Origin of the sequence: Catellatospora vulcania, assembly GCF_009720385.1 — a bacterium.
GTDB lineage: Bacteria > Actinomycetota > Actinomycetes > Mycobacteriales > Micromonosporaceae > Catellatospora > Catellatospora vulcania.
Window position 1 is genome coordinate 262,257 of sequence record NZ_WARX01000001.1, and the last position, 26,435, is coordinate 288,691.

26 protein-coding genes and 2 tRNA genes are annotated in these 26,435 nt (G+C 71.7%); 15 read left to right on the forward strand and 13 right to left on the reverse strand.

Annotated elements, in window-relative coordinates:
* Positions 1–63 precede the first annotated feature (63 nt).
* The 5 genes from panB to F6W97_RS20400 all read right to left on the reverse strand — a co-directional run bounded on the left by panB (position 64) and on the right by F6W97_RS20400 (position 5,910).
* Complete coding sequence (panB, locus tag F6W97_RS20380) at positions 64–903, reverse strand: 3-methyl-2-oxobutanoate hydroxymethyltransferase (protein WP_155372048.1); 840 nt, start codon at positions 901–903, stop codon at positions 64–66.
* Between the two features lie 114 nt (positions 904–1,017).
* Positions 1,018–2,769: an NAD+ synthase gene (locus F6W97_RS20385; RefSeq protein ID WP_155372049.1), complete on the reverse strand. Its 1,752-nt coding sequence runs from the start codon at positions 2,767–2,769 to the stop codon at positions 1,018–1,020.
* 232 nt (positions 2,770–3,001) lie between these two features.
* Positions 3,002–4,051, reverse strand: coding sequence for a hypothetical protein (locus F6W97_RS20390; protein WP_155372050.1), 1,050 nt, complete (start codon positions 4,049–4,051; stop codon positions 3,002–3,004).
* Between the two features lie 10 nt (positions 4,052–4,061).
* The gene (locus F6W97_RS20395; protein ID WP_155372051.1) at positions 4,062–5,000 is read right to left on the reverse strand and encodes a hypothetical protein; all 939 of its coding nucleotides are present in this window, start codon (positions 4,998–5,000) and stop codon (positions 4,062–4,064) included.
* A gap of 88 nt (positions 5,001–5,088) precedes the next feature.
* Positions 5,089–5,910, reverse strand: coding sequence for a hypothetical protein (locus F6W97_RS20400; protein WP_155372052.1), 822 nt, complete (start codon positions 5,908–5,910; stop codon positions 5,089–5,091).
* Positions 5,911–6,084: 174 nt separating this feature from the next.
* Here F6W97_RS20400 and F6W97_RS20405 point away from each other — a divergent pair, with 174 nt between their 5' ends.
* Complete coding sequence (locus F6W97_RS20405) at positions 6,085–7,437, forward strand: glutamine synthetase family protein (RefSeq protein WP_155372053.1); 1,353 nt, start codon at positions 6,085–6,087, stop codon at positions 7,435–7,437.
* Between the two features lie 84 nt (positions 7,438–7,521).
* A complete protein-coding gene (locus tag F6W97_RS20410) occupies positions 7,522–7,947 on the forward strand; it encodes a DUF350 domain-containing protein (RefSeq protein WP_155372054.1) in 426 nt (141 codons plus the stop codon).
* A gap of 285 nt (positions 7,948–8,232) precedes the next feature.
* Here F6W97_RS20410 and F6W97_RS20415 read toward each other — a convergent pair whose 3' ends face one another.
* On the reverse strand, positions 8,233–9,108 hold the full coding sequence (locus F6W97_RS20415; protein ID WP_155372055.1) for an RNA-binding protein: 876 nt from the start codon (positions 9,106–9,108) through the stop codon (positions 8,233–8,235).
* A gap of 71 nt (positions 9,109–9,179) precedes the next feature.
* On the opposite strand from F6W97_RS20415, the gene F6W97_RS20420 reads away from it, so the two are divergent.
* The 7 genes from F6W97_RS20420 (at position 9,180) to F6W97_RS20450 (ending at position 12,631) form a co-directional block, all read left to right on the forward strand.
* Positions 9,180–9,518 carry a PadR family transcriptional regulator gene (locus tag F6W97_RS20420; protein ID WP_155372056.1) on the forward strand — a complete coding sequence of 113 codons (339 nt, stop codon included), beginning with the start codon at positions 9,180–9,182 and terminating at the stop codon, positions 9,516–9,518.
* Entirely contained in the window at positions 9,515–10,336 is an 822-nt protein-coding gene (locus F6W97_RS20425; RefSeq protein ID WP_155372057.1) for an ATP-binding cassette domain-containing protein, read from the forward strand. The genes F6W97_RS20420 and F6W97_RS20425 overlap by 4 nt, the downstream gene beginning before the upstream one ends.
* Before the next feature lie 67 nt (positions 10,337–10,403).
* Complete coding sequence (locus F6W97_RS20430; RefSeq protein ID WP_155372058.1) at positions 10,404–11,096, forward strand: ABC transporter permease; 693 nt, start codon at positions 10,404–10,406, stop codon at positions 11,094–11,096.
* 104 nt (positions 11,097–11,200) lie between these two features.
* Positions 11,201–11,986, forward strand: coding sequence for a fumarylacetoacetate hydrolase family protein (locus F6W97_RS20435; protein ID WP_155372994.1), 786 nt, complete (start codon positions 11,201–11,203; stop codon positions 11,984–11,986).
* A 67-nt stretch (positions 11,987–12,053) separates the two neighbouring features.
* Positions 12,054–12,125 (forward strand) — tRNA-Gln (locus F6W97_RS20440).
* Positions 12,126–12,258: 133 nt separating this feature from the next.
* A tRNA-Glu gene (locus F6W97_RS20445) sits at positions 12,259–12,334 on the forward strand.
* A gap of 99 nt (positions 12,335–12,433) precedes the next feature.
* Positions 12,434–12,631, forward strand: a complete 198-nt coding sequence (locus F6W97_RS20450) for a hypothetical protein (protein WP_155372059.1) — start codon at positions 12,434–12,436, stop codon at positions 12,629–12,631.
* Positions 12,632–12,746: 115 nt separating this feature from the next.
* Here F6W97_RS20450 and F6W97_RS20455 read toward each other — a convergent pair whose 3' ends face one another.
* A complete protein-coding gene (locus F6W97_RS20455; RefSeq protein WP_155372060.1) occupies positions 12,747–14,552 on the reverse strand; it encodes a hypothetical protein in 1,806 nt (601 codons plus the stop codon).
* 82 nt (positions 14,553–14,634) lie between these two features.
* A complete protein-coding gene (locus F6W97_RS20460) occupies positions 14,635–15,321 on the reverse strand; it encodes an IclR family transcriptional regulator (RefSeq protein ID WP_120318463.1) in 687 nt (228 codons plus the stop codon).
* A 66-nt stretch (positions 15,322–15,387) separates the two neighbouring features.
* On the opposite strand from F6W97_RS20460, the gene leuC reads away from it, so the two are divergent.
* From leuC to F6W97_RS20475, 3 genes are all read left to right on the forward strand, one after another.
* On the forward strand, positions 15,388–16,800 hold the full coding sequence (gene leuC / locus F6W97_RS20465) for a 3-isopropylmalate dehydratase large subunit (protein ID WP_155372061.1): 1,413 nt from the start codon (positions 15,388–15,390) through the stop codon (positions 16,798–16,800).
* Positions 16,801–16,816: 16 nt separating this feature from the next.
* Positions 16,817–17,404 (forward strand): 3-isopropylmalate dehydratase small subunit, encoded by a 588-nt coding sequence (leuD, locus tag F6W97_RS20470; protein WP_155372062.1) that lies wholly within the window; start codon positions 16,817–16,819, stop codon positions 17,402–17,404.
* Between the two features lie 121 nt (positions 17,405–17,525).
* Positions 17,526–18,206 carry an HU family DNA-binding protein gene (locus F6W97_RS20475; RefSeq protein WP_196279248.1) on the forward strand — a complete coding sequence of 227 codons (681 nt, stop codon included), beginning with the start codon at positions 17,526–17,528 and terminating at the stop codon, positions 18,204–18,206.
* An 83-nt stretch (positions 18,207–18,289) separates the two neighbouring features.
* On the opposite strand, the gene F6W97_RS20480 is transcribed toward F6W97_RS20475, so the two are convergent.
* Positions 18,290–18,955: a TetR/AcrR family transcriptional regulator gene (locus F6W97_RS20480; protein ID WP_155372064.1), complete on the reverse strand. Its 666-nt coding sequence runs from the start codon at positions 18,953–18,955 to the stop codon at positions 18,290–18,292.
* Positions 18,956–19,062: 107 nt separating this feature from the next.
* Between F6W97_RS20480 and F6W97_RS20485 the strand changes: the two genes are divergently transcribed.
* Positions 19,063–19,419 (forward strand): DoxX family protein, encoded by a 357-nt coding sequence (locus tag F6W97_RS20485; protein ID WP_155372065.1) that lies wholly within the window; start codon positions 19,063–19,065, stop codon positions 19,417–19,419.
* 40 nt (positions 19,420–19,459) lie between these two features.
* Here F6W97_RS20485 and F6W97_RS20490 read toward each other — a convergent pair whose 3' ends face one another.
* From F6W97_RS20490 to cofC, 4 genes are all read right to left on the reverse strand, one after another.
* Positions 19,460–20,983 (reverse strand): CYTH and CHAD domain-containing protein, encoded by a 1,524-nt coding sequence (locus tag F6W97_RS20490; protein ID WP_155372066.1) that lies wholly within the window; start codon positions 20,981–20,983, stop codon positions 19,460–19,462.
* Complete coding sequence (locus F6W97_RS20495) at positions 20,980–23,241, reverse strand: RNA degradosome polyphosphate kinase (protein ID WP_407924595.1); 2,262 nt, start codon at positions 23,239–23,241, stop codon at positions 20,980–20,982. The genes F6W97_RS20490 and F6W97_RS20495 overlap by 4 nt, the downstream gene beginning before the upstream one ends.
* Positions 23,242–23,471: 230 nt before the next feature.
* A complete protein-coding gene (locus F6W97_RS40810; RefSeq protein WP_230686836.1) occupies positions 23,472–23,669 on the reverse strand; it encodes a cold-shock protein in 198 nt (65 codons plus the stop codon).
* Between the two features lie 5 nt (positions 23,670–23,674).
* Positions 23,675–24,382 (reverse strand): 2-phospho-L-lactate guanylyltransferase, encoded by a 708-nt coding sequence (gene cofC, locus F6W97_RS20500; protein WP_230686837.1) that lies wholly within the window; start codon positions 24,380–24,382, stop codon positions 23,675–23,677.
* A 266-nt stretch (positions 24,383–24,648) separates the two neighbouring features.
* Here cofC and F6W97_RS20505 point away from each other — a divergent pair, with 266 nt between their 5' ends.
* Together F6W97_RS20505 and F6W97_RS20510 are read left to right on the forward strand one after the other, a co-directional pair.
* Positions 24,649–25,437 carry a lysophospholipid acyltransferase family protein gene (locus F6W97_RS20505; protein ID WP_155372068.1) on the forward strand — a complete coding sequence of 263 codons (789 nt, stop codon included), beginning with the start codon at positions 24,649–24,651 and terminating at the stop codon, positions 25,435–25,437.
* On the forward strand, positions 25,434–26,426 hold the full coding sequence (locus F6W97_RS20510) for an NAD(P)H-dependent glycerol-3-phosphate dehydrogenase (protein ID WP_155372069.1): 993 nt from the start codon (positions 25,434–25,436) through the stop codon (positions 26,424–26,426). The genes F6W97_RS20505 and F6W97_RS20510 overlap by 4 nt, the downstream gene beginning before the upstream one ends.
* Positions 26,427–26,435 lie beyond the last annotated feature (9 nt).

Consider the following 26,435-nt stretch of genomic DNA (forward strand, 5'->3'; position numbering starts at 1 on the left):
TGCAGGCCGCGACTCTTTAAGAGTTGCGGCCTGCGGCGGGCGTGGGCGCGCCCTTCCGGCGCTTCAGAAGGTGTGGTCGGCGGTGGGGAAGGCGCCGTCGTGGACGTCGGCGGCGAATTCGGCCGCCGCGCGGGCCAGGACGCTGTGGAGGTCGGCGTACTTCTTGACGAAGCGGGGGGTGGGGCCGGCGGAGGCGGGGCGCAGGCCGGCCATGTCCTGCCAGACGAGGACCTGGGCGTCGGTGTCGGGACCCGCGCCGATGCCCACGGTGGGTACGCCGATCTCGGCGGTGACCTGCTTGGCGACGTCGCCGGGGACCATCTCCAGGACGACCGCGAACGCGCCCGCGTCGACGACCTCGCGGGCCTGGCGCAGCAGCGTGGCGGCCGCGTCGTCGCCGCGGCCCTGGACCCGGTAGCCGCCGAGCTGGTGCTCGGACTGGGGGGTGAAGCCCAGGTGGGCCATGACGGGGATGCCCGCGCCGGTGATCATCTCGATCTGGGCTGGGCGGAAGCCTTCCAGCTTGACCGCGTGGCAGCGGGCTTCCTTCATGAAGCGCACCGCGGTGCGCAGCGCTACCTCGGGGGACTCCTCGTACGTGCCGAAGGGCAGGTCGCCGACGACCAGCGCCCGCTTGGTGGCGCCGACCACGGCGCGGACCAGGGGCAGCATCTCCTCGACGGTCACCGGCAGGGTCGACTCGTAGCCGAACACGTTGTTGGCCGCCGAGTCGCCGACGAGCAGCACCGCGATGCCGGCCTCGTCGAAGATCTGCGCGGTGTACTGGTCGTACGAGGTGAGCATGGCCCACTTCTCGCCGCGCTCCTTGGCCAGCTGCAGGTGGCGGGTGCGCACCCGCGAGCCGGCCGGCCCGCCGTAGAGGGAGGGCACACTGTCGGACATCGCTGTCTCCTCTCGCCTCGAGGCCGCGTTCACGGTCCCCGGGTCTCAGGAGAATGTTTCCACCTGTTGAACACCCGATGTCAGGGTTCAGTGCACTAATTCACTCAGCGCTGCTCAGCTTTCGCGCCAGCGGTTGGTGATGGGCAGGCGGCGGTCGCGGCCGAACGCCTTGAACGAGATCTTGGTGCCGGGCGCGGACTGGCGGCGCTTGTACTCCGCCCCGTCGACCAGCCGCAGGATCCGGTCCACCAGCGCCGGGTCGTGCCCGTCGGCGACCAGCTCGTCGCGGCCCTGGTCGCCGTCGACGTAACCGGCCAGGATCGCGTCCAGCTGCTCGTACGGCGGCAGCGAGTCGGTATCCAGCTGCCCCGGGCGCAGCTCCGCGCTCGGCGGCTTGGTGATCGAGTTCTCCGGGATGACCTCGCCGACCGTGTTGCGCCAGTGCGCGAGCTTCCACACCAGCGTCTTCGGCACGTCCTTGAGCGGGTTGAACGCGCCCACCGAGTCGCCGTACAGCGTCGAGTAGCCCACGGCCAGCTCGCTCTTGTTGCCGGTGGTGAGCACCAGGTGCCCTTCCTGGTTGGACAGCGCCATCAGGATCACCGCGCGCACTCGCGCCTGCAGGTTCTCCACGGCCAGGCCGGACAGGTTCAGGTTGGACAGGAAGGCGTCCACCATGTGCTGGATCGGCTCGACCCGGTAGTCGAGGCCGGTGAGGCGGGCCATCTCGGCGGCGTCGTCGCGGGAGTGCTGCGACGAGTGGCCGCTGGGCATGGATACGCCGACGACGTGCTCGGCCCCGAGCGCGTCCACCGCGATGGCGGCGACGACCGAGGAGTCGATGCCGCCGGACAGGCCCAGCAGGACCGACTTCGCGCCGTTCTTGCGTACGTAGTCGCGCAGGCCCATCACCAGGGCGTTCCACACCTCGGCCTCGTCGGCGAGGCGGTCGGCGAGACCCGCGTCGGCGGCAGGTCCCTCGGGGGCCGCCCAGGAGGTGGTCAGCGGGACCCGGGCGACGCGCATGGTGCCCAGGTGCCCGGCGGGGGCGTCCGGGTCGGCCTCGGGCAGGTGCAGGTCGTGCACGAGCAGCGCCTGGTGGAACTGCGGGCCGCGGGCCAGCAGCGTGCCGTCCGTGGCCACGATCATCGAGTCGCCGTCGAAGGTCAGCTCGTCCTGGCCGCCGATCATGTTGACGTACGCCACGGCCGCCCCGGCCTCGGCGGCCCGGCGCTGCACCAGCGGCAACCGCAGGTCGTCCTTGTTCAGCTCGTACGGCGAGCCGTTGATGTTGATCACGAGCCCGACCCGGGCCGACGCCGCCACCGCGAACGGGCCGCCCGCCTGCCAGATGTCCTCGCAGATGGTCAACGCGAGGTCGGCCTGGCTGCCGTCGGCCCACTGCGCCCGCACCACGGTCAGCGTGTCACCGGGCACGAAGTAGCGGTCCTCGTCGAAGACGCCGTAGTTGGGCAGGTGGTGCTTGTCGTAGCGGGCGGCGACCACGCCGCGGTGCAGCAGCGCCAGCGAGTCGCGGGGGCCGACCGGGGAGGTCGAGTCCGCGCCGAGCCGCGCCGGGCCGTCCGCGTCCAGGTAACCCACGATCACGGCCAGCTCGCCCAGCCCGTCGGCGGCCAGGTCGGCGGCCAGCTTCAACAGCGCCTGCTGGGAGGCCTCGACGAAGGACTGCCGGAACACCAGGTCCTCGACCGGGTATCCGGTCAGCATCATCTCCGGGAAGGCGACCAGGTGCGCGCCGGCGTCGGCGGCCCGCGCGGACCACTCGCGCACGATGGCGGCGTTGCCGGCGAGGTCGCCGACCGTCGGGTTGACCTGGGCGAGAGCGAGACGCAGCGTGGCGGTCATGCCCTCATCTTCTCGCACACCCCACCCGCCGCGTGTTTCCCACCAGGCGTGTGCCCTGCCACAGTCCCGCCCGACCCCTTCCGGTCGGCCCGCCCCATGATCGCTCGACTTGCCAGGCACCTGAGCGTATCTTGCGACCGCATTCGCCCACCTGCCAGGCAAGTCGGGCGATCATGGGCGGGTCTGGGGCGCGCGGGACCGCATTCGGCCACTTGCCAGGCAAGTCGGGCGATCAAGCGGGGGTGCGGGTGCGGGCGCGGCGGTCGAGGAGGTGGTTTGCGGCGTAGTGGGTCAGGTTGGTGACCAGGACGGCGGGGGCGACGACGGCGACCACGCCGGCGAACTGGGCTTCCAGGCGCAGCGCGAGGATGATCGCGGTGATCCCGTTCTGCTGGGCGAAGGCCAGGTGCAGCCGGTCGGCGGCGGGCATGTTCCGGGTGAGCAGCCAGCCGACCAGGATCTGCGCGGCGAACGCGGCCACGCCCAGGCTGATGCCCTGCGGCAGCGCGATCCCGCCGATGAGCAGCAGCCCGAGCAGCACCGTCGCGGCGTACAGCGCGCCCTGGGTGATCCGGGGGAGCAGCCGTTCCAGCCAGGCGGGGCGCAGGAACAGGCCGACCAGCGCGAGGCCGAGCATCCAGAACTGCCACACCGCCACGGCCACGGCGAGCGCGAGCAGGGCGGTCGCCCAGCGGGGCCGATTCCGGACGCCGTACCGCCACAGCAGCCACACCAGGCCCGCGAAGGCGAGATTCAAAGCCAGATCCGCGGCGTACGCCAGCAGCCCGTCCGCGACGTGCACCCCCTGCGCGCCGGGCGTGCCCAGGCCGAACGTGTCGACCGCGACAGCGGCGGCGTACACGGTGAGCACCACCGTGATCGGGTCGTCGAACGAGGACCACGCGGCCAGCACGGTGCGCGCCCGCGGCGAGAGCCGGTCGTCGCCCAGCAGTGCGGCGACCGACAGCGGGTCGATCTGCGCCACCACGATGCCCAGCAGCAGGAACAACGGGTCCTGCCAGGCCAGCGCGAGGGCGACGCCGATCACGGCGGCCTTGACGACCACGCCGACGGTGACCGCGGTGACGATGAGCCGACGGTCCTGCCGGGCGGCCGCGAGGTCGATGCCGTACGTGCTGCCGTACAGGCCGATCGCCAGCAGGGCCGCGGTGGCCAGCAGGTAGGGCGTCGAGTCGGTGGCGTCGGCGATCCGGACACCGGTGACCGCGGCGGTGCCGAGGCCGATCAGGACGGCGAGGGCGAGCCAGGCCAGGCGGCGCAACGTGTACCCCCTAGGTGTTCTGCTGGGTGATGGGCAGGCGGCCGGAGCGCCGCCGCAGCTCGACGGAGAGCTTCTCCAGGGCGTCGTCGGCGGTGTGGATCTGGGCCTGGTCCAGGGTGACGCCGATGACGTGCACGGCCGGGCTGCTGTTGATCATGTAGTAGTAGATCGCGCCCTGCTCCACGTCGAAGACCATGCGGATCAGCGGACCCGTCTCCAGCGGGCTGAACCGCCCGTCCAGCTCCGCCATCAGGTCGATGATCTGCGGCCCGTTCTCGTGGTACTTCTCGCGCCGCTGCGCCTGGGTGGTCTCCACCGGCTGGAAGTCCTCCAGGCGGTCGAAGACGTCGATGGCGAAGACCTGGTTGCGGCCCTCGTAATAGGCGACGTAGTGCAGCACGTCCAGGCTGAGCGCGGCCCGGCAGGCGTCGAAGTACTTGGTGTGCTTGGCGGTGTCGTAGCGGCCCTGGGCGCGTACGAACGAGACCGTCTCGATCGGCAGCGGCTCGCGCGGGGCGGGGATCGCGACCGCCTCCGCCACCGGAGCCTCGACCCGGAAGTAGAACCAGCCCATGGCGAACACCGACAGGCCCAGGATCAGGGTGATCATGCCGACGATGCCCTCGATCGGGTCGCCGCGCAGCCACTCGGGCCGCGCCGCCTGCAGGAAGCCCTGGGTGGCGGTGGCGAAACCGGCGACGATGAGGAAGCCCGCCCGCGCCCGCTGGAAGACGATGCGGCCGACCTGCGAGGCGTACAGGATCGCCGCGCCGACGCCCAGCACCATGGCCGTGATGGCGGTGCGCAGGTAGTCGAAGTCCTCGTTGTTCAGCACCGCCAGCAGGATCTCGCCGAGCAGCGGGATCGCGAACGACCCGGCGAGGATGCCGGCGAACCGCTCCGCCCAGACCGCTTTCGGCTGCGCGGGCGCGTTGTCAGACGGGGGCATGGACACACCTTGGGGGAGGGGTGGGGCCGGATCAGGCCGAGATCCCCGCCATCCTAAACGGACGCCTCAATGGTGATCAATGTCCAGGTCAGCCCTGCGGCCTCGGCTGTGCGCCGCCGAGGGTGATGGGCAGCAGCTTCTTCGCGGCCTGCTCCAGCAGCCCGGTGAACCGGCCCAGGTCGGCGACCGCGCCCCGGCGTTCGCCGGACTCCATCTCGCGCAGCATCGACAGCACCCCGCCGACCCGGCCCAGCGCCAGATATCCGGTCATCGTGCGGTCCTTGCCGGTGAGCGTGAACCGCAGCGCGTACGCGTCGCCCTCCAGCTTCAGCAGGTCCGCCGGGAGCCGGTCACGGGGCACGTCCTCGACGCGTACCCGCACCGCCGTGCCGTCGTCGAGCACCGCGTTGAAGTCCCGGCAGCGCTGGCCCATCCGGCGCAGCTCGTTCAGGGTGCCCAGGGCGCCGTCGCCGGAGAAGGTGCTGAGCACCTGCGTTATCAACGTCGGTCCGCGGTGCCCGGAGACCGCCTGGGCGGAGGGCTGCACGCGGGCCTTCGGGTGGGTGGCCACCGTCGCCGCGGCCGTGCGGATCAGCTCGTCCGGCGCGCCCAGCAGGGCCGCGCAGCGCTCCGGCCGGGGCGCGCGGACCCGCGGCGACGGGCTGGGCAGCTGCGGGGCGTAGCTGGCCGGCAGGTCGACCTCGGCCAGCAGCGCCGCCTGCAGCTGCGGCTGGGTGGCGGTGATCGGCAGGGTCTTGCGGATCGCCTCGGTCGCCTGGGCCTGCTGCTGGCGATGCGTCGCGCCGAGCACCCCGGCCAGGGTGAGCGCGCCGATCAGCAGCCCACCCAGGGCGATACCGCCCGCGATGGTGCGGTGGCGCACCGGGAAGAGGGAGTCCAGGCGGTTCATGGGCGCTCCTTGCGCATCGAGGGGAGCTCCGTGTCACTGACCCTTCCAACGGGGTGAAGGGCGTCGAAGTTGCGGCATCACCGTGCTCCGGCGTACAGCTGGAGGATGGCGTAACGTGCGCGTAATGAGGCCGCGCCAGACTGGCCCGGAGATCTCGTCCGAGAGAGGCATGCCGTGGATCGTCAGCAGGAGTTCGTGCTGCGTACGCTTGAGGAGCGCGACATCCGCTTCGTGCGCCTCTGGTTCACCGACGTGCTCGGCACCCTGAAGTCGGTCAGTGTCGCCCCGGCGGAGCTGGAGGCGGCCTTCGAGGAGGGCATCGGCTTCGACGGCTCGGCCATCGAGGGCTTCGCCCGGGTGTACGAGTCCGACATGATCGCCATGCCGGACCCGACCACGTTCCAGGTGTTCCCGTTCGAGGGCGGCGGCTCCGGCGAGAGCGCCCGCATGTTCTGCGACATCCTCATGCCCGACGGCACCCCGAGCTGGGCCGACCCGCGCCACGTGCTGCGCCGGGCGCTGTCGAAGGCGGCCGACAAGGGCTTCACCTTCTACACCCACCCCGAGGTCGAGTTCTTCCTGCTCGCCGACGCGCCCGCGGACGGCGGCGTGCCGACCCCGGTCGACTCGGGCGGCTACTTCGACCACACCACGCACGCCATCGCCCGCGACTTCCGCCGCCAGGCGGTGCTGGCGCTGGAGCGCATCGGCATCTCCGTGGAGTTCAGCCACCACGAGGTCGCCCCCGGCCAGCAGGAGATCGACCTGCGGTACGCGGACGCGCTGACCACCGCCGACAACATCATGACCTTCCGGCACGTGATGCGGGAGGTGGCGCTGTCGCACGGGGTGCGGGCCACCTTCATGCCCAAGCCGTTCACCGACCAGCCCGGCAGCGGCATGCACACGCACCTGTCGCTGTTCGAGGGCGAGCGCAACGCCTTCCACGACCCGGCCGACCCGCACAAGCTGAGCAAGACCGCCAAGGCGTTCATCGCTGGCGTGCTAACCCACGCGCGGGAGTTCACCGCGGTCACCAACCAGTGGGTCAACTCCTACAAGCGGCTGTTCCCGCAGATGATCCCGGACCGGATCAGCGAGGCCCCGGCGTACGTCTGCTGGGGCCACCTGAACCGTTCCGCCCTGGTGCGGGTGCCCGCGTACGGCAAGCCGAACTCGGCCCGGGTCGAGGTCCGCTCGATGGACTCGGCCTGCAACCCCTACCTGGCCTTCGCGGTGCTGCTCGGGGCCGGTATGAAGGGCATCGAGGAGGGCTACGAGCTGCCCCCGGGCGCCGAGGACGACGTGTGGGCGCTGTCGAACGCCGAGCGCCGTGCGATGGGCTACTCGGCGCTGCCGGAGAACCTGTCCGAGGCGATCGACGTCATGGCCGGCTCGGAGCTGGTCGCCGACGTGCTCGGCGAGCACGTGTTCGACTTCTTCCTGCGCAACAAGCGCGCGGAGTGGGAGGAGTACCGGCGCGAGGTGACCCCGTACGAGCGGATCAAGTACTTGGGTGCGCTGTAGACAACCTGGCCTGACCCGTGCGGACGCCCGTGTTGCGGGCGTCCGCTAGCCTCCCGAGCGACATCGGATGCAGTGGAGGCGTACATGGTGCAGGACCTGGTCACGGGTGCGTGGCAGAGCGTGGTGTTCGGGGTGGCCGGGATCTGCCTGATGGCGGTCGGCTTCGTGGTGGTGGACCTGCTGACGCCGGGGCGCCTGCGGGAGCTGATCTGGCACCAGCGCAGCAGCAACGCGGCGCTGCTGCTGGCCGCGAACCAGCTCGGCATCGCCCTCATCGTGTTCACCGCGATCTTCACCAGCTACGAGGACTTCGGCAAGGGCCTGGCCTCGACGGTGATCTTCGGTGTGCTCGGCATCGGCCTGATGGCCCTGGCCTTCCTGGCCCTGGACTGGCTGACCCCGGGCCGCCTGGGCGAGATGATCGCCGAGATCGAGCCGCACCCCGCCGCCAAGGTCACCGCGGCCACCCACTTCGGCGCGGCCCTCATCGTCTGCGCCTGCATCGCCTGACCCGGCGCCACCAGCGCCTGCTCGCCCCGATCACCGTCGCGCCGTCCCGGCCGACGGTGATCGCCGTTTCCGGTCGGAAGTACGCCTGCGGGGCGGTGATCGCTGCTCGCGGGCGGAAAGTGCGGCCGTGCGCCGGTTCAGGGGCGAAGATCGCTGTTTGCGGTCAAAACCTGTGGTCAAAACGCAGATCTTGACACGAAACAGCGATCATGACCGGGAGCCGGGAGCCGGGAGCCGGGAGCCGGGAGCCGGGAGCCGGGAGCCGGAGCCGGAGCCGGAGCCGGGTCAGCCGTGGGCGGCGAGGAGGTGGTCGCAGGCGGTGGTGAGGGCGGCGCGGAGGGGGGCGGCGCGGTCGGCGAAGGAGCGCTGGGCGGCGGCGTACTCGGCGCGGCCTTCGGGGGTTTCGATGCGGACCGGGGGGAAGCCCAGGTCGGCGAGGTCGTAGGGGCTGGCGCGCATGTCGAGTTCGCGGATCTCGCGGGAGAGGGCGAAGCAGGCGGTGACCAGCTCGCTCGGCACCAGCGGGGAGAGTTTGTAGGCCCACTTGTAGAGGTCCATGTTCGCGTGCAGGCAGCCGGGCTGTTCCAGGACCGGTTGCAGCTCGCGGGTGGGCTGGTGCGCGTTGAGGGGGCGGGCCGGGGCGGTGAAGAAGCGGAAGGCGTCGAAGTGGGTGCAGCGTACGCCCCGGTCCTGCACGACCTCGGCGGTCGCGGCGGGCGACAGGCGCAGCGGCCAGGAGTTGTGCCGGACCTCCTGCTGGGTCTGCCGGTAGACCATGGCCCACTCGTGCATGCCGAAGCAGCCGAGCTGGGCGGGGCGGGAGGCGGTCGCGGCCAGCAGGTCGCGGATCCAGCGCACCGAGTCGGCCCGCTTGGCCAGCAGCGCGGGGTCGAGCCGCACCCCGCCGTCGACGGCGAGGTAGTCGCGGTCCGGCTCGCCGTCGCGCAGCAGCACGCCGTGGCCGGGGTGCCAGCGGCGCAGCTGCGCGGGCCGCAGCGAGTAGTACGTGAACAGGAAGTCGTGGACCGGGTGCTTCACGCCGTCGCGGCGGCGTGCCAGGTGCAACGCCAGCCAGCCGTCCACGAGGTTCTCGTGCGCCTGCCGGCGGGCACGCCAGACGTCGGGAGCCAGGATCTCGACGGCGGGCGCGGCGGTTTCCACCAGGCCAGGGTACCGAGTGGCGGGCACTAGGTAGTTACACCAACTAGCTTGCTGTGCTACCGTCTCGCGCCATGGAGCTGGAGCGGCGCAGTCAATGGCTGCGGGGAGTGCTCGACCTGTGCGTGCTCGGCGTGCTCGCCCAGCGCGAGTCCTACGGCTACGAGCTGATCCAGTCGCTGCACGCGGCGGGGCTGGACGGCATCCAGGGCGGCACCCTCTATCCGGTGCTGCTGCGGTTGCAGCGTGGCGGTCAGGTTGCCGCGCACTGGCGTGAGGGCGGGTCGGGTCCGGCCCGCAAGTACTACCGGATCACCCCCGAGGGCGCCGAGACGCTGCGGCGTTCCGCCGCGGACTGGGAGTCCTTCGCGGGCGGGGTGAGCGCGATTCTGCGAGAGGTGGCGGCACGGTGAGACACGACACCTGGCTCGATGCCCTCGCCGGCGAGCTGCGCCGGCACGGGGTGGCCCCGGAGACGGCGGGCAACGTGCTCGCCGAGACCGCCGCCCACCTGTGGGAGAGCGGCGACGACCCGGTCCGGGCGTTCGGCCCGCCGCAGGCGTACGCGGCGACCGTCGCCGACAGCGTGCGCGCGGACCTGCCCCGGCGCGCGCAGGCGGGGCCGGTGCGGCTGGAAGTCGACGGGATCACCAAGCGCTACGGCCGCCGGACCGTGCTGCGGGAGGTGAGCCTGAGCGTGCGGGCGGGCGAGGTGGCCGCCGTGGTCGGCGCGAACGGGTCCGGCAAGAGCACGTTCCTCGGCATCTGCGCGGGGCTGGTCAGCCCCGACAGGGGCGAGGTGCGGGTGCACGGCAGCCTCGGCTACTGCCCGCAGGGCGGCGGCACCAGCGACTTCCTCGTGCCCGACGAGCACTTCGTGCTGGTCGGCGCGGGACGTGGGATGTCGCGGGCGGACGCCCGGGACACCGGCCGGGCGGGCGCTGCGGCGCTGGACTGGGATCCGCGCGACGGCACGCAGGCCCGCCATCTGTCCGGCGGCACCCGGCAGAAGCTCAACCTGGTCATGGCCGGTCTGGGGGACCCCGACGTGCTGCTGCTGGACGAGCCGTACCAGGGCTTCGACCAGGGCTCGTACCTCGACTTCTGGCAGCAGGTGCGGCGCTGGCGCGACTCGGGCAAGGCGATCGTGGTGGTGACCCACCTGCTGAACACCCGTGACGGCGTCGACATCGTGCTGGACCTGGGCAAGCGCAGGGAGGAGCGGGCATGAGCGAGCTTGTCGAGCGAATCATGAGGCTCAGCGGACATGTCCGCGACGAGCGCAGCGAGGAGCGGGCATGAGGAAGACGTTCACGGTTGCCGAGACGGCGCTGCGGGAGATCGCGCGGCGGCGCGGGGTGCTGGCCATCCTGGTGCTCTTCCCGCTGGCGTTCTACCTGTCCCGCCGTGACTCGCACCTGGGGCAGTCGATCCGCTTCGTGTGCCTGGGCCTGGGCTGGGCGCTGAGCACGGCGGCGCTGTTCGCGGGCAGCGCGGCACGGTCCATCGAACCCCGGCTGCGGCTGTCCGGCTATCGGGGGCATCACCTGTACCTGGGCCGGCTGGTGGCGCTGTGGACCGTCGGCCTGCTGCTGGCCGCCCCCTACTACGTGCTGATCCGCATCGACACCGACGGCGTCCGGTACGGCGCGATCGGGCTCATCATGGTGCTGACCGTGGCGGTCGCCGCCCCGTTCGGGCTGGCGCTCAGCGCGGCCCTGCCGCGGGAGCTGGAAGGCATGCTGGTGCTGCTCATCATCGTGGGGCTGCAGATGATGATGGATCCGGCGGACTCGGCCTCGCGGCTGCTTCCGTTCTGGTTCAGCCGGGAGATAGGCACCTACGCGGTGGACCACACCGACGGCGGCTACCTGACCCGCGGGCTGCTCCATGCGGTGGTGTGCCTGGCGGCGTTGCTGGCGGTGGTGGCGATCGCGTCCGGATACCGGCTGCGGCAGCGGTCACACCTGCGGTTCGTCGCCCGGCGCTGAAGCGGCCGCGGAGTCCGTCGCGGGTGGAGCGAGCGAGGTCACACCGTGCCCACGGCGTAAGTTGGAGCTGAAATCCCGATAAAGATCTTCAGCTGGGGGCTGTGGTGCGCATCGCACGCTTTGTTCATCCGGGTGGTATGTCGTTCGGGGTGGTGGAGGGCGATCCGGAGGCCGGCGCCCAGGCGCTGACCGTACGCGCGATCAACGGCCACCCCTTCGGTGACCTCGATCTCACCGAGCAGCGCTACGCGCTGGCCGACGTACGCCTGCTGTCCCCGATCCTGCCCAGCAAGGTGATCGGGGTCGGGCGCAACTACGCCGACCACGCCGCCGAGCACCAGGCGGAGGTGCCCAAGGAGCCGCTGCTGTTCCTCAAGCCGTCCACATCGGTGATCGGGCCGCACGACATCATCCGGCTGCCCGAGCAGTCGCACCAGGTCGAGCACGAGGCCGAGCTGGCCGTGGTGATCGGCGCCACCGGCGCCCGCCGGGTGGACCGGGCCGGGGCCGAGAAGGCGATCTTCGGGTACACCATCGCCAACGACGTCACCGCTCGAGACCTGCAGAAGAGCGACGGCCAGTGGACCCGGGCCAAGGGATTCGACTCGTTCTGCCCGCTCGGCCCGTGGATCGACACCGCCGTCGACGTCTCCGACGCCGAGGTGCGCTGCGAGGTCAACGAGGAGGTGCGCCAGCTCGGCCGCACCTCGCAGATGGTCTTCGACGTGCCGACGCTGGTGTCGTACGTGTCCCACGTCATGACGCTGCTGCCCGGCGACGTCATCCTCACCGGCACGCCCGCCGGGGTGTCGCCCCTGGTGGCGAAGGACGTGGTGGCCGTGCGGATCCAGGGTCTGGGGGAGCTGCGAAACCCCGTCGCCGCGCGATAGGGATACCGATTTGGCGCTGCCGGGGAGGTCAGGTAAAGTTCATCCCCGGCAGCGGAAACGGTGCCAATGGGGTATGGGGTAATTGGCAGCCCAACTGATTCTGGTTCAGTTAGTCTAGGTTCGAGTCCTGGTACCCCAGCAACCAAGCAAGATCGGGCAGCTGCCTGATTCGCGCGAGGGTGCTGGACCTGCTAAAGTTCAGCGGGCCGCCGAGCTGAGTGATCAGCAAGGCGGTCGAAAACTGAAGAAGATGTTCTCCGGAACATCGACCTGGCCCCGTCGTCTAGCGGCCTAGGACGCCGCCCTCTCAAGGCGGTAGCGAGGGTTCGAATCCCTTCGGGGCTACCAGGTTTTCAAGAAGCTCACGAGCCAGGCTCGTGGGCTTCTTTCGTTGTGCCGACGATCCGGGGCAGCGGCGGTTGCGCAGGTCAGGTACCGTCCGCGTCCATGAAGTTCCTGCTCTTTGCCGGTGCACTGCTGGCGTTCATCCTGGTGCTGGCGTTCATCGCGGACCGCCGCGGAAAACGGCACGGCCACGTCAACCCGCCGCGGGACTACTACGACGGCAACCCGATGATCCATGCCGCGCGCGAAGTCGACAGCCCTCACACGACCGGCGGCGCCATGGGCGGCGGCGGGGTGTAGCCGTGCGAGGGGGCTGCCGGCACTGCCGTCAAGCCGCGTCAACGCCGTCGGCGAGCGCAGAGACGCGGAACGCCGGCCACGACCGTGGCCGGCGTTCCGCGTCTGAGCCAGTCCGTCAGCTCATGACCAGGCGGAGCACGCCGGTCTGGTCGCCGTTGTCGACGCCCTGCAGCAGCACCAGCGCCTGGAACGGCGTCTTGGCCCGCTCAGCGGGCGGCAGCAGCTCCGCCAGGTTGACGTAGACCGCGACGTCGGTGCCCGCCGGAGCGTCCGCCACGGCGTGCTGGAAGGCCGTCTGGCCCGCCAGCGTGCCGGAGCCGGCGGTGTAGCCGCTGCTGGTGGCGGTGACGACGGTGCCTTCGGCCGTGGCGGTCAGGCCGGACGAGCCCATACCGGAGAGCATCTCCACGAGCTTGCCCGCCGCCGCGGCGTCGAGCGCCTCCGCGACGATCCGGACCGCGGGGTCCTGCTGCGCCTTCGTGCGCACCGCGACGCTGAGCACCGCCCCGTCGAGCGCGGGCAGCGCCGCGAACGGGCCCGCACCGCCCAGTGGGCCGTCGCCGATGTCGCCCATGGCGTCCGCAGGCAGGCCCAGCAGCTTCTCCACCCGCTTGCGCTCGGCCGGGGTGAGCTTGTCGAAGCCCTTGTCCAGCAGGGCGTCCAGCTCCGCCTCCTCGGCCGGGGTCAGTTCGGGGCTCTCCGGGATCACGGGTGTGTCGACCACCCCTGTCGGCACGGGCTCGTCGAGCGCGTCGAGGTCGACCTCGTCCCCGATCCCGGACGTCATCCCGCCCATGGCCATGGCCATCAGCAGGCCGTACGGGGAGCCGAGCGCGCCGGCACTCGCGGACAGGTCGCGGGGCAGCTGCGCCACGACACCGACGTGGGTGTCCGCGGGCAGCGCGCCGAGCCGGGCCACCGCGTCGCGCAGGCCCGACGGAGTCGCCTTCGCGCCGAAGGTGCGGTACCGGGCCTCGACGCCGTGGTCGGTGGCCCGGACTCCGGCGATGAAGCGGCCCTGCTCGGCCGGTGAGGTCTCGGCCGAGGTCAGGCCCATCATCTCCTTCTCCTCGGCGGTCATGCCGACCTGGATCATCGAGGTGACGGCGTCGCCGTAGCGGGCGAGATCGGCCCAGATCACGGCGAGCTGGTCGCCCTGCAGCCAGGCCCGGTCCGCGGAGAAGGAGGCTGCGGTCGCCAGCGGGGCCCGCTCCGCCTCGGCGAAGGCCTTCTCAGCCGCCTGCTGGCCGTTCTTGGCGCCGACGGCGATCAGGGCCACCCCGTCCCGGACCACGAAGCCCAGGCTGGCGTCCTTGAGCCCGGCGCGCACCCGGCCCAGCCCGGCCTCGGCGTCGCCGGAGTCGGTGCTGCTCGCCGTGATGAGGGCGTACCCGTCCTCGCCGTCGAGCCAGAAGCTGACCGCGACCCGGCGGCCGAGCCAGCTCAGCAGGTCCCGGTCGACGTCCACGCCGTCCAGCCCGAGGCGGTGCAGCAGGTCGCCCATCGCCTTGTCGCGCTGCTCCTCGGTGTCGCCACCGGTGGACTGCGGCGTCTTCGCGCCCAGCTTCAGCAGCTTCAGCTGCTGCTCCAGGCCGACTTCCAGGTCGATCGAGGCGAACGCGACGACCGAGGCCGGGGTGAACTCCTCAGCCTTGCGGCCGTCGGCGAAGGCGAAACGGTAGACGGCGTACGCGCCGACGCCGAGCAGCAGCACCACCGCCACGGCGGCGGCGATGAGCACGGGCATCCGGCGGGGCCGGGCTGGGGCGTCGATTGCGGGGACGGATCCGTCCCGGTCGAGCGTGATCACGGCGGCCGTGCCGGGCTCGGCCGGGGGGGCGGGGTCCGTCGGCTCGGTGGGCGGCACGGATGCAGAGGCGCCGGTGGACGAGTCGTCCACCGGCGCCAAGGGGTCTGCCATGGAGGGTTCCTTTCCCCGTTGAAGATCGCGCTCAGGTTAGAGGCCCTGGTCAACGACGATCATCGGAGTGTGGATCCCCCTTTCAGAGTCCGGAGAGCCGCTGCCCGGCGCGTACCACGGCCATCGCGTGCCGGTCGCCGGGGCGGCGGCCGAGACGCTCTATCGGGCCCGAGACGCTGATCGCGGCGATGACGCGGCCGGTGCGGTCGCGCACGGGGGCGCTGACCGAGGCCACCCCGGCCTCGCGCTCGGCCACCGACTGGGCCCAGCCGCGGCGGCGCACCTCGGCCAGCGTGCGGCCGGTGAACTTGCAGCGGGGGAGCAGGGGCATGACCGCCTCGGGGGGTTCCCAGGCGAGCAGGATCTGGGCCGCCGACCCGGCCGTCATCGGCAGGATCGCGCCGACCGGCACGGTGTCGCGCAGGCCGCTGGCCCGCTCGGCGGCGGCGACGCAGAGCCGTTCGTCGGCCCTGCGCAGGTAAAGTTGTGCGCTCTCGCCGGTGGCGTCCCGCAGTGCGGACAGCAGCGGCTCTGCGGCTGTCAGCAGGACGTCGGGGGCGGCGTTCGCTAGCTCTCCGAGGCGGGGACCGGGACGCCAGCGTCCCTGCGTGTCCCGTACCAGCATCCGATGAATCTCCAGCGCCTGCGCCAGCCGGTGCGCCGTTGCTCTCGGCAGCTTGGTGCGATCGACGAGTTCGGCGAGGCTGGCGCCGTCGACACACGCGGCAAGGATCACTACCGCCTTGTCAAGGACGCCCACGCCAGACATACTGTGTCCCACAGACCGAAACATACCTCCCAAGATGCGGGATGTCCAGATGGTGGGAGCAACCCAGTGAGCAGGACCCTTGCCCAGAAGGTCTGGGACGCACACGTGGTACGCCGAGCTGACGGTGAACCGGACCTCCTCTATATCGATCTTCATCTGCTGCATGAGGTGACCAGCCCGCAGGCCTTCGACGGCCTCCGGCTGGCCGGGCGCAAGGTCCGCCGGACCGATCTCACGATCGCGACCGAGGACCACAACACGCCCACCGACAACCTGCTGACGATCGCCGACCCGGTGTCGCGTACGCAGATCGAGACACTGCGCGGAAACTGCGCCGAATTCGGCGTGAAACTGCATCCGCTCGGCGATCCGCAGCAGGGCGTCGTCCACGTCATGGGCCCGCAGCAGGGCCTGACCCAGCCGGGCATGACGATCGTCTGCGGCGACTCGCACACCTCGACGCACGGCGCTTTCGGCGCGCTGGCCTTCGGCATCGGCACCTCCGAGGTGGAGCACGTGCTGGCGACGCAGACGCTGCCGCAGGCGCTGCCCAAGCAGATGGCGGTCACCGTCACCGGCGAGCTGCCCCCGGGCGTCTCGGCCAAGGACCTGATCCTGGCCCTGATCACCCAGGAGGGCACCGGCGGTGGTCGGGGCTACGTGGTGGAGTACCGCGGCCCCGCCATCGAGAAGCTGAGCATGGAGGGGCGGATGACCGTCTCCAACATGTCCATCGAGTGGGGCGCCAAGGCCGGCCTGATCGCGCCGGACGAGACCACGTTCGCCTGGCTGAAGGGCCGCAACTTCGCGCCCAAGGGCTCCGACTGGGACGACGCGGTGGCCTACTGGCGGACCCTGCCCACCGACGCCGACGCGGTGTTCGACAAGGAGGTGTTCCTCGACGCGAGCGCGCTGACGCCGTTCGTCACCTGGGGCACCAACCCTGGCCAGGGCGCCTCGCTGGACGCGGTGATCCCCGATCCCGAGTCGTTCGCGTCCGAGTCGGAGCGTGCGGCGGCCCGCCGCGCCGTGGAGTACATGGACCTCACCCCGGGCACGCCGCTGCGCGACCTGGCTGTGGACGTGGTCTTCGTCGGCTCCTGCACCAACGGGCGGCTGGAGGACCTGCGCACCGCAGCGGACGTGCTGCGTGGCCGCAAGGTGGCCGACGGCGTGCGGATGCTGGTGGTGCCGGGTTCGGCCGCGGTGCGCGCGCAGGCCGAGGAGGAGGGCCTGCACGAGGTCTTCACCGAGGCGGGCGCCGAGTGGCGCTTCGCGGGCTGCTCGATGTGCCTGGGCATGAACCCGGACACCCTCAAGCCGGGCCAGCGCTCGGCGTCGACGTCCAACCGCAACTTCGAGGGGCGGCAGGGCAAGGGCGGCCGTACCCACCTGGTGTCCCCGGCGGTGGCCGCGGCGACCGCCGTGACCGGCCACCTGTCCGCTCCCGCCGACCTGTACGCCGTCGGCGCCCGCTGAACCGAGGTAGATCGAAATGGAGAAGTTCACCGTTCACACGGGCACCGCGGTGCCGCTGCGGCGTTCCAACGTGGACACCGACCAGATCATCCCGGCGGTGTACCTCAAGCGGGTAACCCGCACGGGGTTCGAGGACGGCCTGTTCAGCGCCTGGCGTGAGGACCCGTCCTTCGTGCTGAACAACCCGGTCTACGACGGGGCCAGCGTGCTGCTCGCCGGCCCGGAGTTCGGCACCGGATCCTCGCGGGAGCACGCGGTCTGGGCCCTCAACGATTACGGCTTCCGGGTGGTCATCTCCCCCCGGTACGGCGACATCTTCCGGGGCAACTCGCTCAAGCAGGGTCTGCTGACGGTCGAGCTGCCGCAGGCGGCCGTGGAGACGTTGTGGGACCTCGTGGAGGCCGACCCGGCCACCGCGATCGAGGTCGACCTGGTCGCCCGCGAGGTGCGCGCCGGGGGTCAGAGCTGGGCTTTCGACCTCGACGACTTCCTGCGCTGGCGGCTGATGGAAGGCTTGGACGACATCGGTTTGACGCTTCGCCACGAAGAGGCGATCACCGCGTTCGAGGGCCATCGCCCGGCTTTCGGAGTACTTGTCGGATAGGTGCTGAACCACGACAGCAACGTAATTGCCCCCGTCCTGTTATCAGGATGGGGGCAATTTTCTTTGCGACACATAGGTGGTTTTTAACCCTCCTGTTGGCATATTGCTGACGTTGGGCCTAATGTGCGCACAGAATGACTGTTATGAGTCCAGTAGCACCATACGGGAGGAATCCGTGAACAAGACTGAGCTGATCGACGCGATCGCCGCTCACCCGACCGTGGTCGACAAGAAGACCGCCGCGGCCGTGCTGGAGGCCACGCTCACCGAGATCCAGAACGCGGTCACCAAGGGCGACAAGGTTTCGCTGACCGGCTTCGGTGTCTTCGAGAAGCGGGCCCGGGCCGCTCGCATGGCGCGCAACCCGCGCACCGGCGAGGCGGTCAAGGTGAAGAAGACGTCGGTGCCGGCCTTCCGGCCCGGCGCGGGCTTCAAGGACACGGTGGCGGTCGGCAAGGTCGCCGCCCCGGCGAAGAAGGCGACGAAGTCCGCCGCCAAGAAGACCGCCGGCGCCAGCACCCGCCCGGCCGCGAGCAAGGCCACCGCCGCCTCGAAGACGGCCCCGGCCAAGAAGACCGCGACCAAGAGCACCGCGACCAAGAGCACCGCCAAGGCCACCACTGCCAAGGCCACCGCGGCGAAGGCGACCGCGGTCAAGGCCACCGCCAAGAAGACCGCGGCGGCGAAGACGGCTCCGGCCAAGAAGACCGTGACCGCGAAGGCGACGCCTGCGGCGAAGAAGACGACCGCCAAGGCGACCACGGCCAAGAAGGCCCCCGCCAAGAAGGCCGCCAAACGCTGACCGGTCCCGTTATCCCTTCCTGAATAAAGCCGCGCCCACGCCGATCTGAGACAAGGCGTGGGCGCAGCTCTGTGCGAACCTGGTCAGCGCTGGGGCGGCTGGGCGCGGCCCTGGCAGCCGGAGATGCGCAGCATGGCGCGGTAGGTCTGGCGCGGCGTCGGGGCCGCGGGCAGCGCTTCGGCCTCCCCGCCGGTCCGGAACGCCTGCAGCAGGTAGCCGACCAGCCGCTGCCACGCCTTGGGCGCCGCCTGGGCCGTCCCGCGCAGCACCCCGGCATTGGCCATCAGCATCAGCGGCAGGTCCTCGGGCACGTAGTCCTCGCGCAGCGAACCCTCGGCCTTGGCGCGTTCCACCAGGCCCACGAAACCGTGGTAGAGCGCGGTGCGGCGGGCCTCGAACTCCCGCGCCCCCGGAAACGACATGGTGAGCACGTCGGCGAGTCCGCCGTCGGCGGCCTGCATCCGGCACACCTCCTGCACGTAGCCGGCGAAGCCGGTCCAGCCGTCGGGGGCCTGCCGGGCCTCGTGCAGCGCGTGCTCGTACTGGTCGAACTTGCGCGAGGCTGCCGCGACCATCAGGTCGTCGCGGGCGGGGAAGCGGCGGTAGAGGGTGGCGATGCCGACCCCCGCCCGCGCGGCGATCTCCTCCAGCGGCACGTCGAAGCCCCGTTCGGCGAAGGCGTCGCAGGCGGCGTCGACTATGCGCTCGCGGTTGCGGGCGGCGTCGGCGCGCAGCGGGGGTTCCACCATGATCACTAGGGTAGCAGGACTGGAGGAGCGCCTCCGGTTAGTGCTACCGTCGCGACGCAAACGGAGGAGATCCACCACTTAGCCTCGCGTTCGACAAGGAGATTTCCGTGAACATCGCCCTTTGGGTCGTGCAGATCCTGCTCGGCGCGGCCTTTCTCGGGGCCGGCCTGATGAAGTCCACCAAGAGCAAGGAGGACCTGGCCCCGAAGCTGCCGTGGGTGAACGACTACTCGACCGGCACGCTGCGGCTGATCGGTGTCACCGAGCTGCTGGCGGGCATCGGCCTGATCCTGCCGTGGGCGACCGGCATCGCCCCGATCCTCACCCCGCTGGCCGCGTCCGGCCTCGTCCTCATCATGGTGCTGGCGGCCGTGGTGCACGCACGGCGCAAGGAGTACTCCGGGATCGTCTTCAACGTGGTGCTCGGCGCGCTGGCGCTGTTCGTGGCGATCGGCCGCTTCTGACCTAGCGGATCACCGGGTGAGGTTTGATAAGGGCGCCTTCTTATTCGCGCAGCGACAAGAAGGCGCCTTTCCTTGCGGTCTTGCGCCAGCGGCGGGGGTAGGTGGTGCGGGCGTGGGTGGCGAGGGTGCGTTCGTGGGTGGCGAGGCGCCCGAGGGTGGCGGCGAGGTGGGGGTGGGACTCCGCCAGCTCCAGCCAGGTCGCGGCGGCCAAGGCGGCGTCGGTGTGCTCGCCGAGGGCGTCCTGGAGGCCGGCCAGGGACTTGGCCAGGCGGCCGATCCGGCGGTCGCCGGCGGTCGCGGCGGCTTCGGCGGCGTACCGGGCGCGCTTGACGTGGATGCGCACCCGGTGCCAGTCCACATCGGGCGCGGAACGTTTCAGGGCGGCCGCCCCGGGCACGTCCTTGGTGCCCTGGACCAGGCGGCGCCAGGGACGGGCGACCAGGCCGGGCAGCGCCTGCGCGGCGGGGGCTGCGGCCGCGGGCGACAGCGGGATGCGGCGGGTGGCGGCGGTGAGCCGCTCCAGCAGGGCCAGGTAGCGGCGGGTGCGCATCGCGGCCAGCAGGGCCGTGCGCGCCTGCTCGCGCCGGGCGGCCAGGACCGTGTCGAGGGCGGCCAGGTCGCCGCCGTCGGTCGGGCCCGCCGGGTCGGCGGCGGCCGTGGCACGCAGCCGGTCGCGCAGCACCTCGGCGTCGCGCGCTGCGCCCAGCAGGCCGCCGAGCCAGGCCAGCTCCGCCCGCAGCGGCCGGGCCCAGCGCTGATCGACCAGTGGCTTGCACGTGCGCAGGTCCGAGCGCAGCCGGCGGACGCCGACCCGCATCTGGTGCACGGCGGTGTCCCCGTCCGGCAACGGCTCGTCCAGGCGTACCAGGGGATCGTGCGCGACGATGCGCGCCACCGCGCCGCGCACCGCGGCGATGACCACGTCGGCGGCCCGCGCGGTCGGCGGCAGGGTCGCGGCCGGGGGCAGCAGATCCGGGGGGTACGCCGCCGCGGCCCCCAGCGCCCGCACGTGCTTGGGCGTGAACCCGCCCGCCCGGGCCCCCGCCGCCAGCAGCTGCTCCTCCACAGCGGACAGCAGCTCTGGCGGCCCGCCCAGCCGCTCGACCTCGATCTCGCGGAACGTGTGCCGCACCGCCGTGCCGGACAGCACCTCGACGGTGTCGTCGGCGACCTCGGCCAGCCGGGAACCCGCGGCGTCGCACAGGTCCACCCGCTGCCGCCGGGTGCGCAGCACCGCGACCGGGGTCAGCGGCGACCCCCTGGTCAGCGCCGCGACCAGCCAGGTCAGCGCCTCCGGTGGCGAGTTCGGGTCGGCCCCCGGCAGCGAGATCTCCTGCCGCACCCCGGGCGCCGCGGTGGGCAGCTTGACCGTCCACGGCAGCGGATCGCCGACCCGGTGCCGCAGCGACGCCCCGGCCCGCGCCAGCCGCAGGCTCGCCGTGTCGAAGTAGGTCGCGGTCAGGGTCACGGCAGCCCGAGCCACCGGGCGCACCTGCTCGACGGTCAGCTCGGGCAGCGCGAACGACGGCGGGACGTCGTACTTGCGCTCCTCCTCCAAGGTCACCGTTTAAGCATCCGCTCCAGCAGCGAAGCCTGCAAATCCACCCGAGGCTGCTCCGAAGTGGAGATGTGCCGGGTCCAGGAGCCGTCCGGATTGAGGTCGAACGCCTCGATCCGGTCCGACATCGACACGTTCAGCAGCTCGGCCAGCTCGGTCCGGGACGGCTGGTCGGTCACCTGGATCAGCGCCTCGACCCGGCGGTCCAGGTTGCGGTGCATCATGTCGGCCGAGCCGATCCAGAACTCGGCCCGGCCCCGGCCCGCGGCCACGTCGCCGTTGCCGAACCGGAACAGCCGCGAGTGCTCCAGGAACCGGCCCAGGATCGAGCGCACCCGGATGTTGTCCGACAGCCCCGGCACCCCGGGCTTCAGCGCGCACATGCCGCGGATCAGCAGGTCGACCTGCACCCCCGCCTGCGAGGCGCGGTAGAGGGCGTCGATGACCTGCTCGTCGACGAGCGAGTTCACCTTGATCTGCACCAGTGCGGGCCGGCCCGCGCGGGCGTGCTCGACCTCGCGCTCGATGCGCTCGATGATGCCCGCCCGGATGCCATGCGGCGCCACCAGCAGCCGCCGGTACGCCGTCTGGCGGCTGTACCCGGTCAGCGTGTTGAACAGGTCGGTCAGGTCCGCGCCGACCTCCGGATCGGCGGTGAGCAGGCCGAAGTCCTCGTACAGCCGGGCGGTCTTGGGGTGGTAGTTGCCCGTGCCGACGTGGCAGTAGCGGCGGATCTGGCCACCCTCCTCGCGTACCACCAGCGCGGTCTTGCAGTGCGTCTTCAGGCCGATCAGGCCGTAGACGACGTGGCAGCCCGCCCGCTCCAGCATGCGGGCCCAGCCGATGTTGGCCTTCTCGTCGAACCGCGCCTTGACCTCGACCAGCACCACCACCTGCTTGCCCGCCTCGGCCGCGGCGATGAGCGCGTCGACGATCGGGGAGTCGCCCGAGGTCCGGTACAGCGTCTGCTTGATGGCCAGCACGTGCGGGTCGGCCGCGGCGTGCTCGATGAAGCGCTGCACGCTGGTGGAGAACGAGTGGTACGGGTGGTGCACCAGGATGTCGCCGTCCCGCAGGATGTTGAACATGCTGCGGGTCGACTCGCCCTCACGCAGCCGGGCGTGAGTGGCCGGGACGAAAGGGGGGTCCTTCAGATCCGGGCGGTCGCAGTCGTAGAGCTGCATCAGCCCGGACAGGTCCAGCGGGCCGGGCACCCGCAGCACGTCCCGTGAGTCCACCTCCAGCTCGGTGGCCAGGGTCTGCAGCACGTTGTCGGAGATGTCGGCGGCGACCTCCAGCCGCACCGGCGGGCCGAACCGCCGCCGCATCAGCTCCCGCTCCATGGCCTGCAGCAGGTCCTCGTCGCGGTCCTCGTCGATCTCGACCTCGGCGTTGCGGGTCACCCGGAAAGCGTGCCGCTCCACCACCTCCATGCCGGAGAAGAGCTGGCCGAGTTCGTTGGCGATGAGTTCCTCGATCGCCAGGAAGCGGTAGGTGCTGCGGCCGTCGGCCGTGGTGCGGGCCAGCGGTTCGATCCGGACGAAACGCGGCACGTTGTTGGGCACCTTGACCCGCGCGAACAGCTCCTGGCCGGTCTCCGGCTCGCGCACCACCGCGGCGAGGTTGAGCGACAGGTTGGAGATGTACGGGAACGGGTGTGAAGGGTCGAACGCCAGTGGCGTCAGCACCGGGAAGACGTGCTCGCGGAAGTAGACCCGCATCTGCTCGCGCTCGGCGTGCTCCAGGTCCGCCCAGCCCAGAATGTGGATGCCGGCCTTGGCCAGCGCGGGACGGATCACCTTGGTGAACTCGGCGGCGTGGTCGGCGACCAGTTCGGCGGTGCGCTCGGAGACCATCTCCAGCTGCGCCCGGGGCGGCAGCCGGTCGGCGCCACGGGTCGGCAGCCCGGTCTCCAGCCTGCGGCGCAGCCCGGCGATGCGGACCATGAAGAACTCGTCGAGGTTGCTGGCGAAGATCGCCATGAACTTCATCCGCTCCAGCAGCGGCAGGCGCGGGTCCTCGGCCAGCGCCAGCACCCGGGCGTTGAAGTCGAGCCAGGAGACCTCGCGGTTGAAGTAGCGATCCTCGGGCAGCTCGGTCAGCGCGGTGCTGGCGAACTCCGGGACGACCACGGTGACCGGTGGGGAGGCCGGGTGCGCCCGGGGAGCCTGTTCGGGCGCGGCCCGCACGACAAGGGGCGCGGCCTGTTCGGGTGAGCCCTTCGCGACGGCGGTGTCGGCGGGCGGGGCCGGGACGTCCGTCACGACGAGGGGCGCGGCGGACGGGGGCGAGGGGACGTCCGCGGAAGCCGTCGTGGCTTCCACAGGTGGGGACGGGGCCGGTGTCGGGGCATTTCCGGCCTTTTTGCGGGGACGTCGCGGGGCTGCGCTCACCAGCTCATTTTTGCCCTATCGGGGTGAACAAGAGATGAACTCGGCTGAGCGCGGCGATGTCGGACGCGCAGCAACCGGACGCCGGTCGCATCCGGCACGGATCAGGGCATGGTGGGGATGGTGACCCGGCACAACCGGCCCTGCCCGTCGTGCTCCAGGCGCACCCGCTGGCCCAGGCGCAGCAGCCGCAGCCCGGAGGCGTCGAACGCGGCCCGGTCGAAGGCGACCGGGGTGCCGTCGTCGAGCAGCAGCGAGCCGGTCCGGGTCTCGGGGTCGAATGTCGCGACGGTGCCCTGCATGGCGTTCACGCTACTCCGCCGGCGGCTCGTCCCGGTGGCCCGCCTGGACGGCGAACCACCTCGGACTGCTGGGTCACGTCCGCGTGGAGCACCCCCCAGGCCCGTACCACGGCGAGATCGTCGGCGGTGTCGACGTCGCGGCGCAGCGTCGGCCAACCCCCGGCCAGCCGCAGCGCGCCGGAGTGCTCATGCGCGGCGGCCGACCCCGGGCCGAACCGCGGGTCGAGCGGGGCGCCGGGCGCGGCCACCAGCAGCACCGTGCCGACTCCCGCGGCGTCGGACACGAACGCCCGCCGCCCGGCGGCCACGGCCAGCGCCTGGGCCAGTTCCTCGGGCCGCAGGGCCGGCACGTCGGCGGGCAGCGCCGCCACCAGCGGCACATCCTCGGCCGGCCGACGGCCGTGCACGGCTCGGCCTGATCCGTCGCTCCGGCCGGCCACCAGGGCGGCGGCCCGGCGCAGCGCGTCGTTCAGGTCCCGGCCCTCGTCGGGCAGCACGCCCGCGCCGCAGGCACGCAGCGCCGCCGCGGCGCGGGAGTCCCGGGTCACCACCAGCACCCGGGCCACCCCGGCTGCGGCCAGCGCGGCGGACACGGTGGCGCGGGCGAGATCCAGCACCAGATCCTCGTGCCCGGCAGCGGCACCGCGCAGCCGGGTCTTGGCTTCGGCCAGCGGCTTCAGCGGCACCAGCAGGGTGACTCCGGGTGCGTACACTCGGCCATTCTGGCAGCCCGTCCGGTCGGTCAGCGGGGCGGCGGCCTCCGGCGGCTGAGGCCGTCACCCGGGCGGACATGGCATGATGCGCTGAACATGGGACGGCACGACGGCGGGTCGCGACAGCGACAGGCCGCCCGGCCGAGCGCCCCGGTGCGTGGCGGAACGCCGGGGGAGGGACCATGATCCGTGAGGTTTCCCTCGCGGGCGGTGTTACAGACACCCTGGCGCGGGCATGCGAACGGGTGGACGACAGGGAGGCTTCGTTGGCGCGGCGCAGGCTGGGCTTCTGGTCACGATTCGCGGTGTGCTTGGTCAAGCCGCCGATGATCGCGCTGACCAGGCGGGACTGGCGCGGCTGGGAGCACATCCCGGCCGAGGGCGGTGTGATCCTCGCGGTCAACCACGTGTCGCACGCGGACCCGTTCACCACAGCCCACTACGTCTACGACTCCGGCCGCTGGCCGCAGTTCCTGGGCAAGGAGAGCGTCTTCCGCATCCCGCTCGCCGGGAAGATCCTGTACTGGTGCCGGCAGATCCCGGTGCACCGGGGCACGGCCGACGCGGTCAAGGCGCTCGACGCCGCGGTCGAGGCGGTCCGGGCCGGCGGCGCGGTCGTCATCTACCCCGAGGGCACCACCACCAAGGAGCCCGACCTGTGGCCGATGCGGGGCAAGACCGGGGTGGCCCGGCTGGCGCTGGCCACCGGCGCCCCGGTGATCCCGATCGCGACCTGGGGCCCGGAGAAGATCTTCGACCCGCGTACCAAGAAGGTCCGGCTGCTGCCGAAGATCCCGGTGTCGCTGTGGGCCGGACCGCCGGTGGATCTGTCCAAGTGGGCCGGTGCCGAGCCGACCGCGACGGTGCTCAACGAGATGACGGACGCGGTCATGATCCGCCTGCGCGACCTGCTCGCCGAGATCCGCGGCGGCCAGGCCCCGCCGATCTGGAGCCCCGGCGGCAGCGATGCCGTCGCCGAACGCGCCGCGAACGGCGACGCCGCCGCGGCGAACCCGGTCGCGACGGATGCCGCCACCAAGGACGGTGCCCGATGAGGGCGGCCGTGCTCGGCGCGGGGTCCTGGGGCACCGCGTTCGCGAAGATCCTCGGCGATGCGGGCAACGACGTGGTGCTGTGGGCGCGCCGGCCGGAGATCGCCGCCGCCATCCGCGACACCGGCCGCAACCCGGAGTACCTGGAGACCACGCCGCTGGGCGAGCGGGTGACCGCCACCGCGTCCGCCACCGAGGCGATCAAGGGCGCGGAGCTGGTCGTGCTCGCGGTGCCGTCGCAGACGCTGCGGGTCAACCTCGGCGACTGGGCCGCCGACCTGACCGACGACTCCACCCTGATCTCGCTGATGAAGGGCATCGAGCTGGGCACCACCCAGCGGATGAGCCAGGTCATCGTCGAGGCGGCCCGGGTCGCGCCGGATCGCGTCGCCGTGGTCAGCGGGCCTAACCTGGCCGGGGAGATCGCCCTGGAGCAGCCGGCCGCGACCGTGGTCGCCTGCAGCGACATCGACCGGGCCACCCGGGTGCAGCACGCCATCACCACGCCCTACTTCCGGCCGTACACCAACGACGACGTGGTGGGGTGCGAGCTGGGCGGGGCGGTCAAGAACGTGATCGCGCTGGCGTTCGGCATCGCGCACGCCATGGGCCTGGGCGACAACACCAAGGCGACATTGATCACGCGTGGGCTGGCCGAGACCGCGCGGCTGGGCGTCGCACTGGGCGCGGACCCGCTGACCTTCTCCGGCCTGGCCGGGCTCGGCGACCTCGTCGGCACCTGCATGTCGCCGCTGTCGCGCAACCGCACCTTCGGCGAGCACCTGGGCCGGGGCAAGACCCTGGAGCAGGCGCAGGCCGCGACGAAGTACACCGCCGAGGGCGTCAAGAGCTGCCTGGCCATCCGGGACCTGGCCCGCTCGCACGGGGTCGAGATGCCGATCACCGAGCAGGTGGAGCGGGTCTGCCACGAGGGCGTCGACCCCAAGGCCGCCGTCGCGGCCCTGATGTCCCGCTCGACCAAGGCCGAGTGACCAGGCGCT

What these genes read in the sequence shown, in the direction of transcription:
- panB (WP_155372048.1), bottom strand. Translation starts at nt 903, where the DNA reads ATGTCCGACAGTGTGCCCTCCCTCTACGGCGGGCCGGCCGGCTCGCGG.
- F6W97_RS20385 (WP_155372049.1), bottom strand. Translation starts at nt 2,769, where the DNA reads ATGACCGCCACGCTGCGTCTCGCTCTCGCCCAGGTCAACCCGACGGTC.
- F6W97_RS20395 (WP_155372051.1), bottom strand. Translation starts at nt 5,000, where the DNA reads ATGCCCCCGTCTGACAACGCGCCCGCGCAGCCGAAAGCGGTCTGGGCG.
- F6W97_RS20400 (WP_155372052.1), bottom strand. Translation starts at nt 5,910, where the DNA reads ATGAACCGCCTGGACTCCCTCTTCCCGGTGCGCCACCGCACCATCGCG.
- F6W97_RS20410 (WP_155372054.1), top strand. Translation starts at nt 7,522, where the DNA reads ATGGTGCAGGACCTGGTCACGGGTGCGTGGCAGAGCGTGGTGTTCGGG.
- F6W97_RS20420 (WP_155372056.1), top strand. Translation starts at nt 9,180, where the DNA reads ATGGAGCTGGAGCGGCGCAGTCAATGGCTGCGGGGAGTGCTCGACCTG.
- F6W97_RS20430 (WP_155372058.1), top strand. Translation starts at nt 10,404, where the DNA reads ATGAGGAAGACGTTCACGGTTGCCGAGACGGCGCTGCGGGAGATCGCG.
- F6W97_RS20450 (WP_155372059.1), top strand. Translation starts at nt 12,434, where the DNA reads ATGAAGTTCCTGCTCTTTGCCGGTGCACTGCTGGCGTTCATCCTGGTG.
- F6W97_RS20455 (WP_155372060.1), bottom strand. Translation starts at nt 14,552, where the DNA reads ATGGCAGACCCCTTGGCGCCGGTGGACGACTCGTCCACCGGCGCCTCT.
- F6W97_RS20460 (WP_120318463.1), bottom strand. Translation starts at nt 15,321, where the DNA reads ATGTCTGGCGTGGGCGTCCTTGACAAGGCGGTAGTGATCCTTGCCGCG.
- leuD (WP_155372062.1), top strand. Translation starts at nt 16,817, where the DNA reads ATGGAGAAGTTCACCGTTCACACGGGCACCGCGGTGCCGCTGCGGCGT.
- F6W97_RS20475 (WP_196279248.1), top strand. Translation starts at nt 17,526, where the DNA reads ATGTGCGCACAGAATGACTGTTATGAGTCCAGTAGCACCATACGGGAG.
- F6W97_RS20480 (WP_155372064.1), bottom strand. Translation starts at nt 18,955, where the DNA reads ATGGTGGAACCCCCGCTGCGCGCCGACGCCGCCCGCAACCGCGAGCGC.
- F6W97_RS40810 (WP_230686836.1), bottom strand. Translation starts at nt 23,669, where the DNA reads ATGCAGGGCACCGTCGCGACATTCGACCCCGAGACCCGGACCGGCTCG.
- F6W97_RS20510 (WP_155372069.1), top strand. Translation starts at nt 25,434, where the DNA reads ATGAGGGCGGCCGTGCTCGGCGCGGGGTCCTGGGGCACCGCGTTCGCG.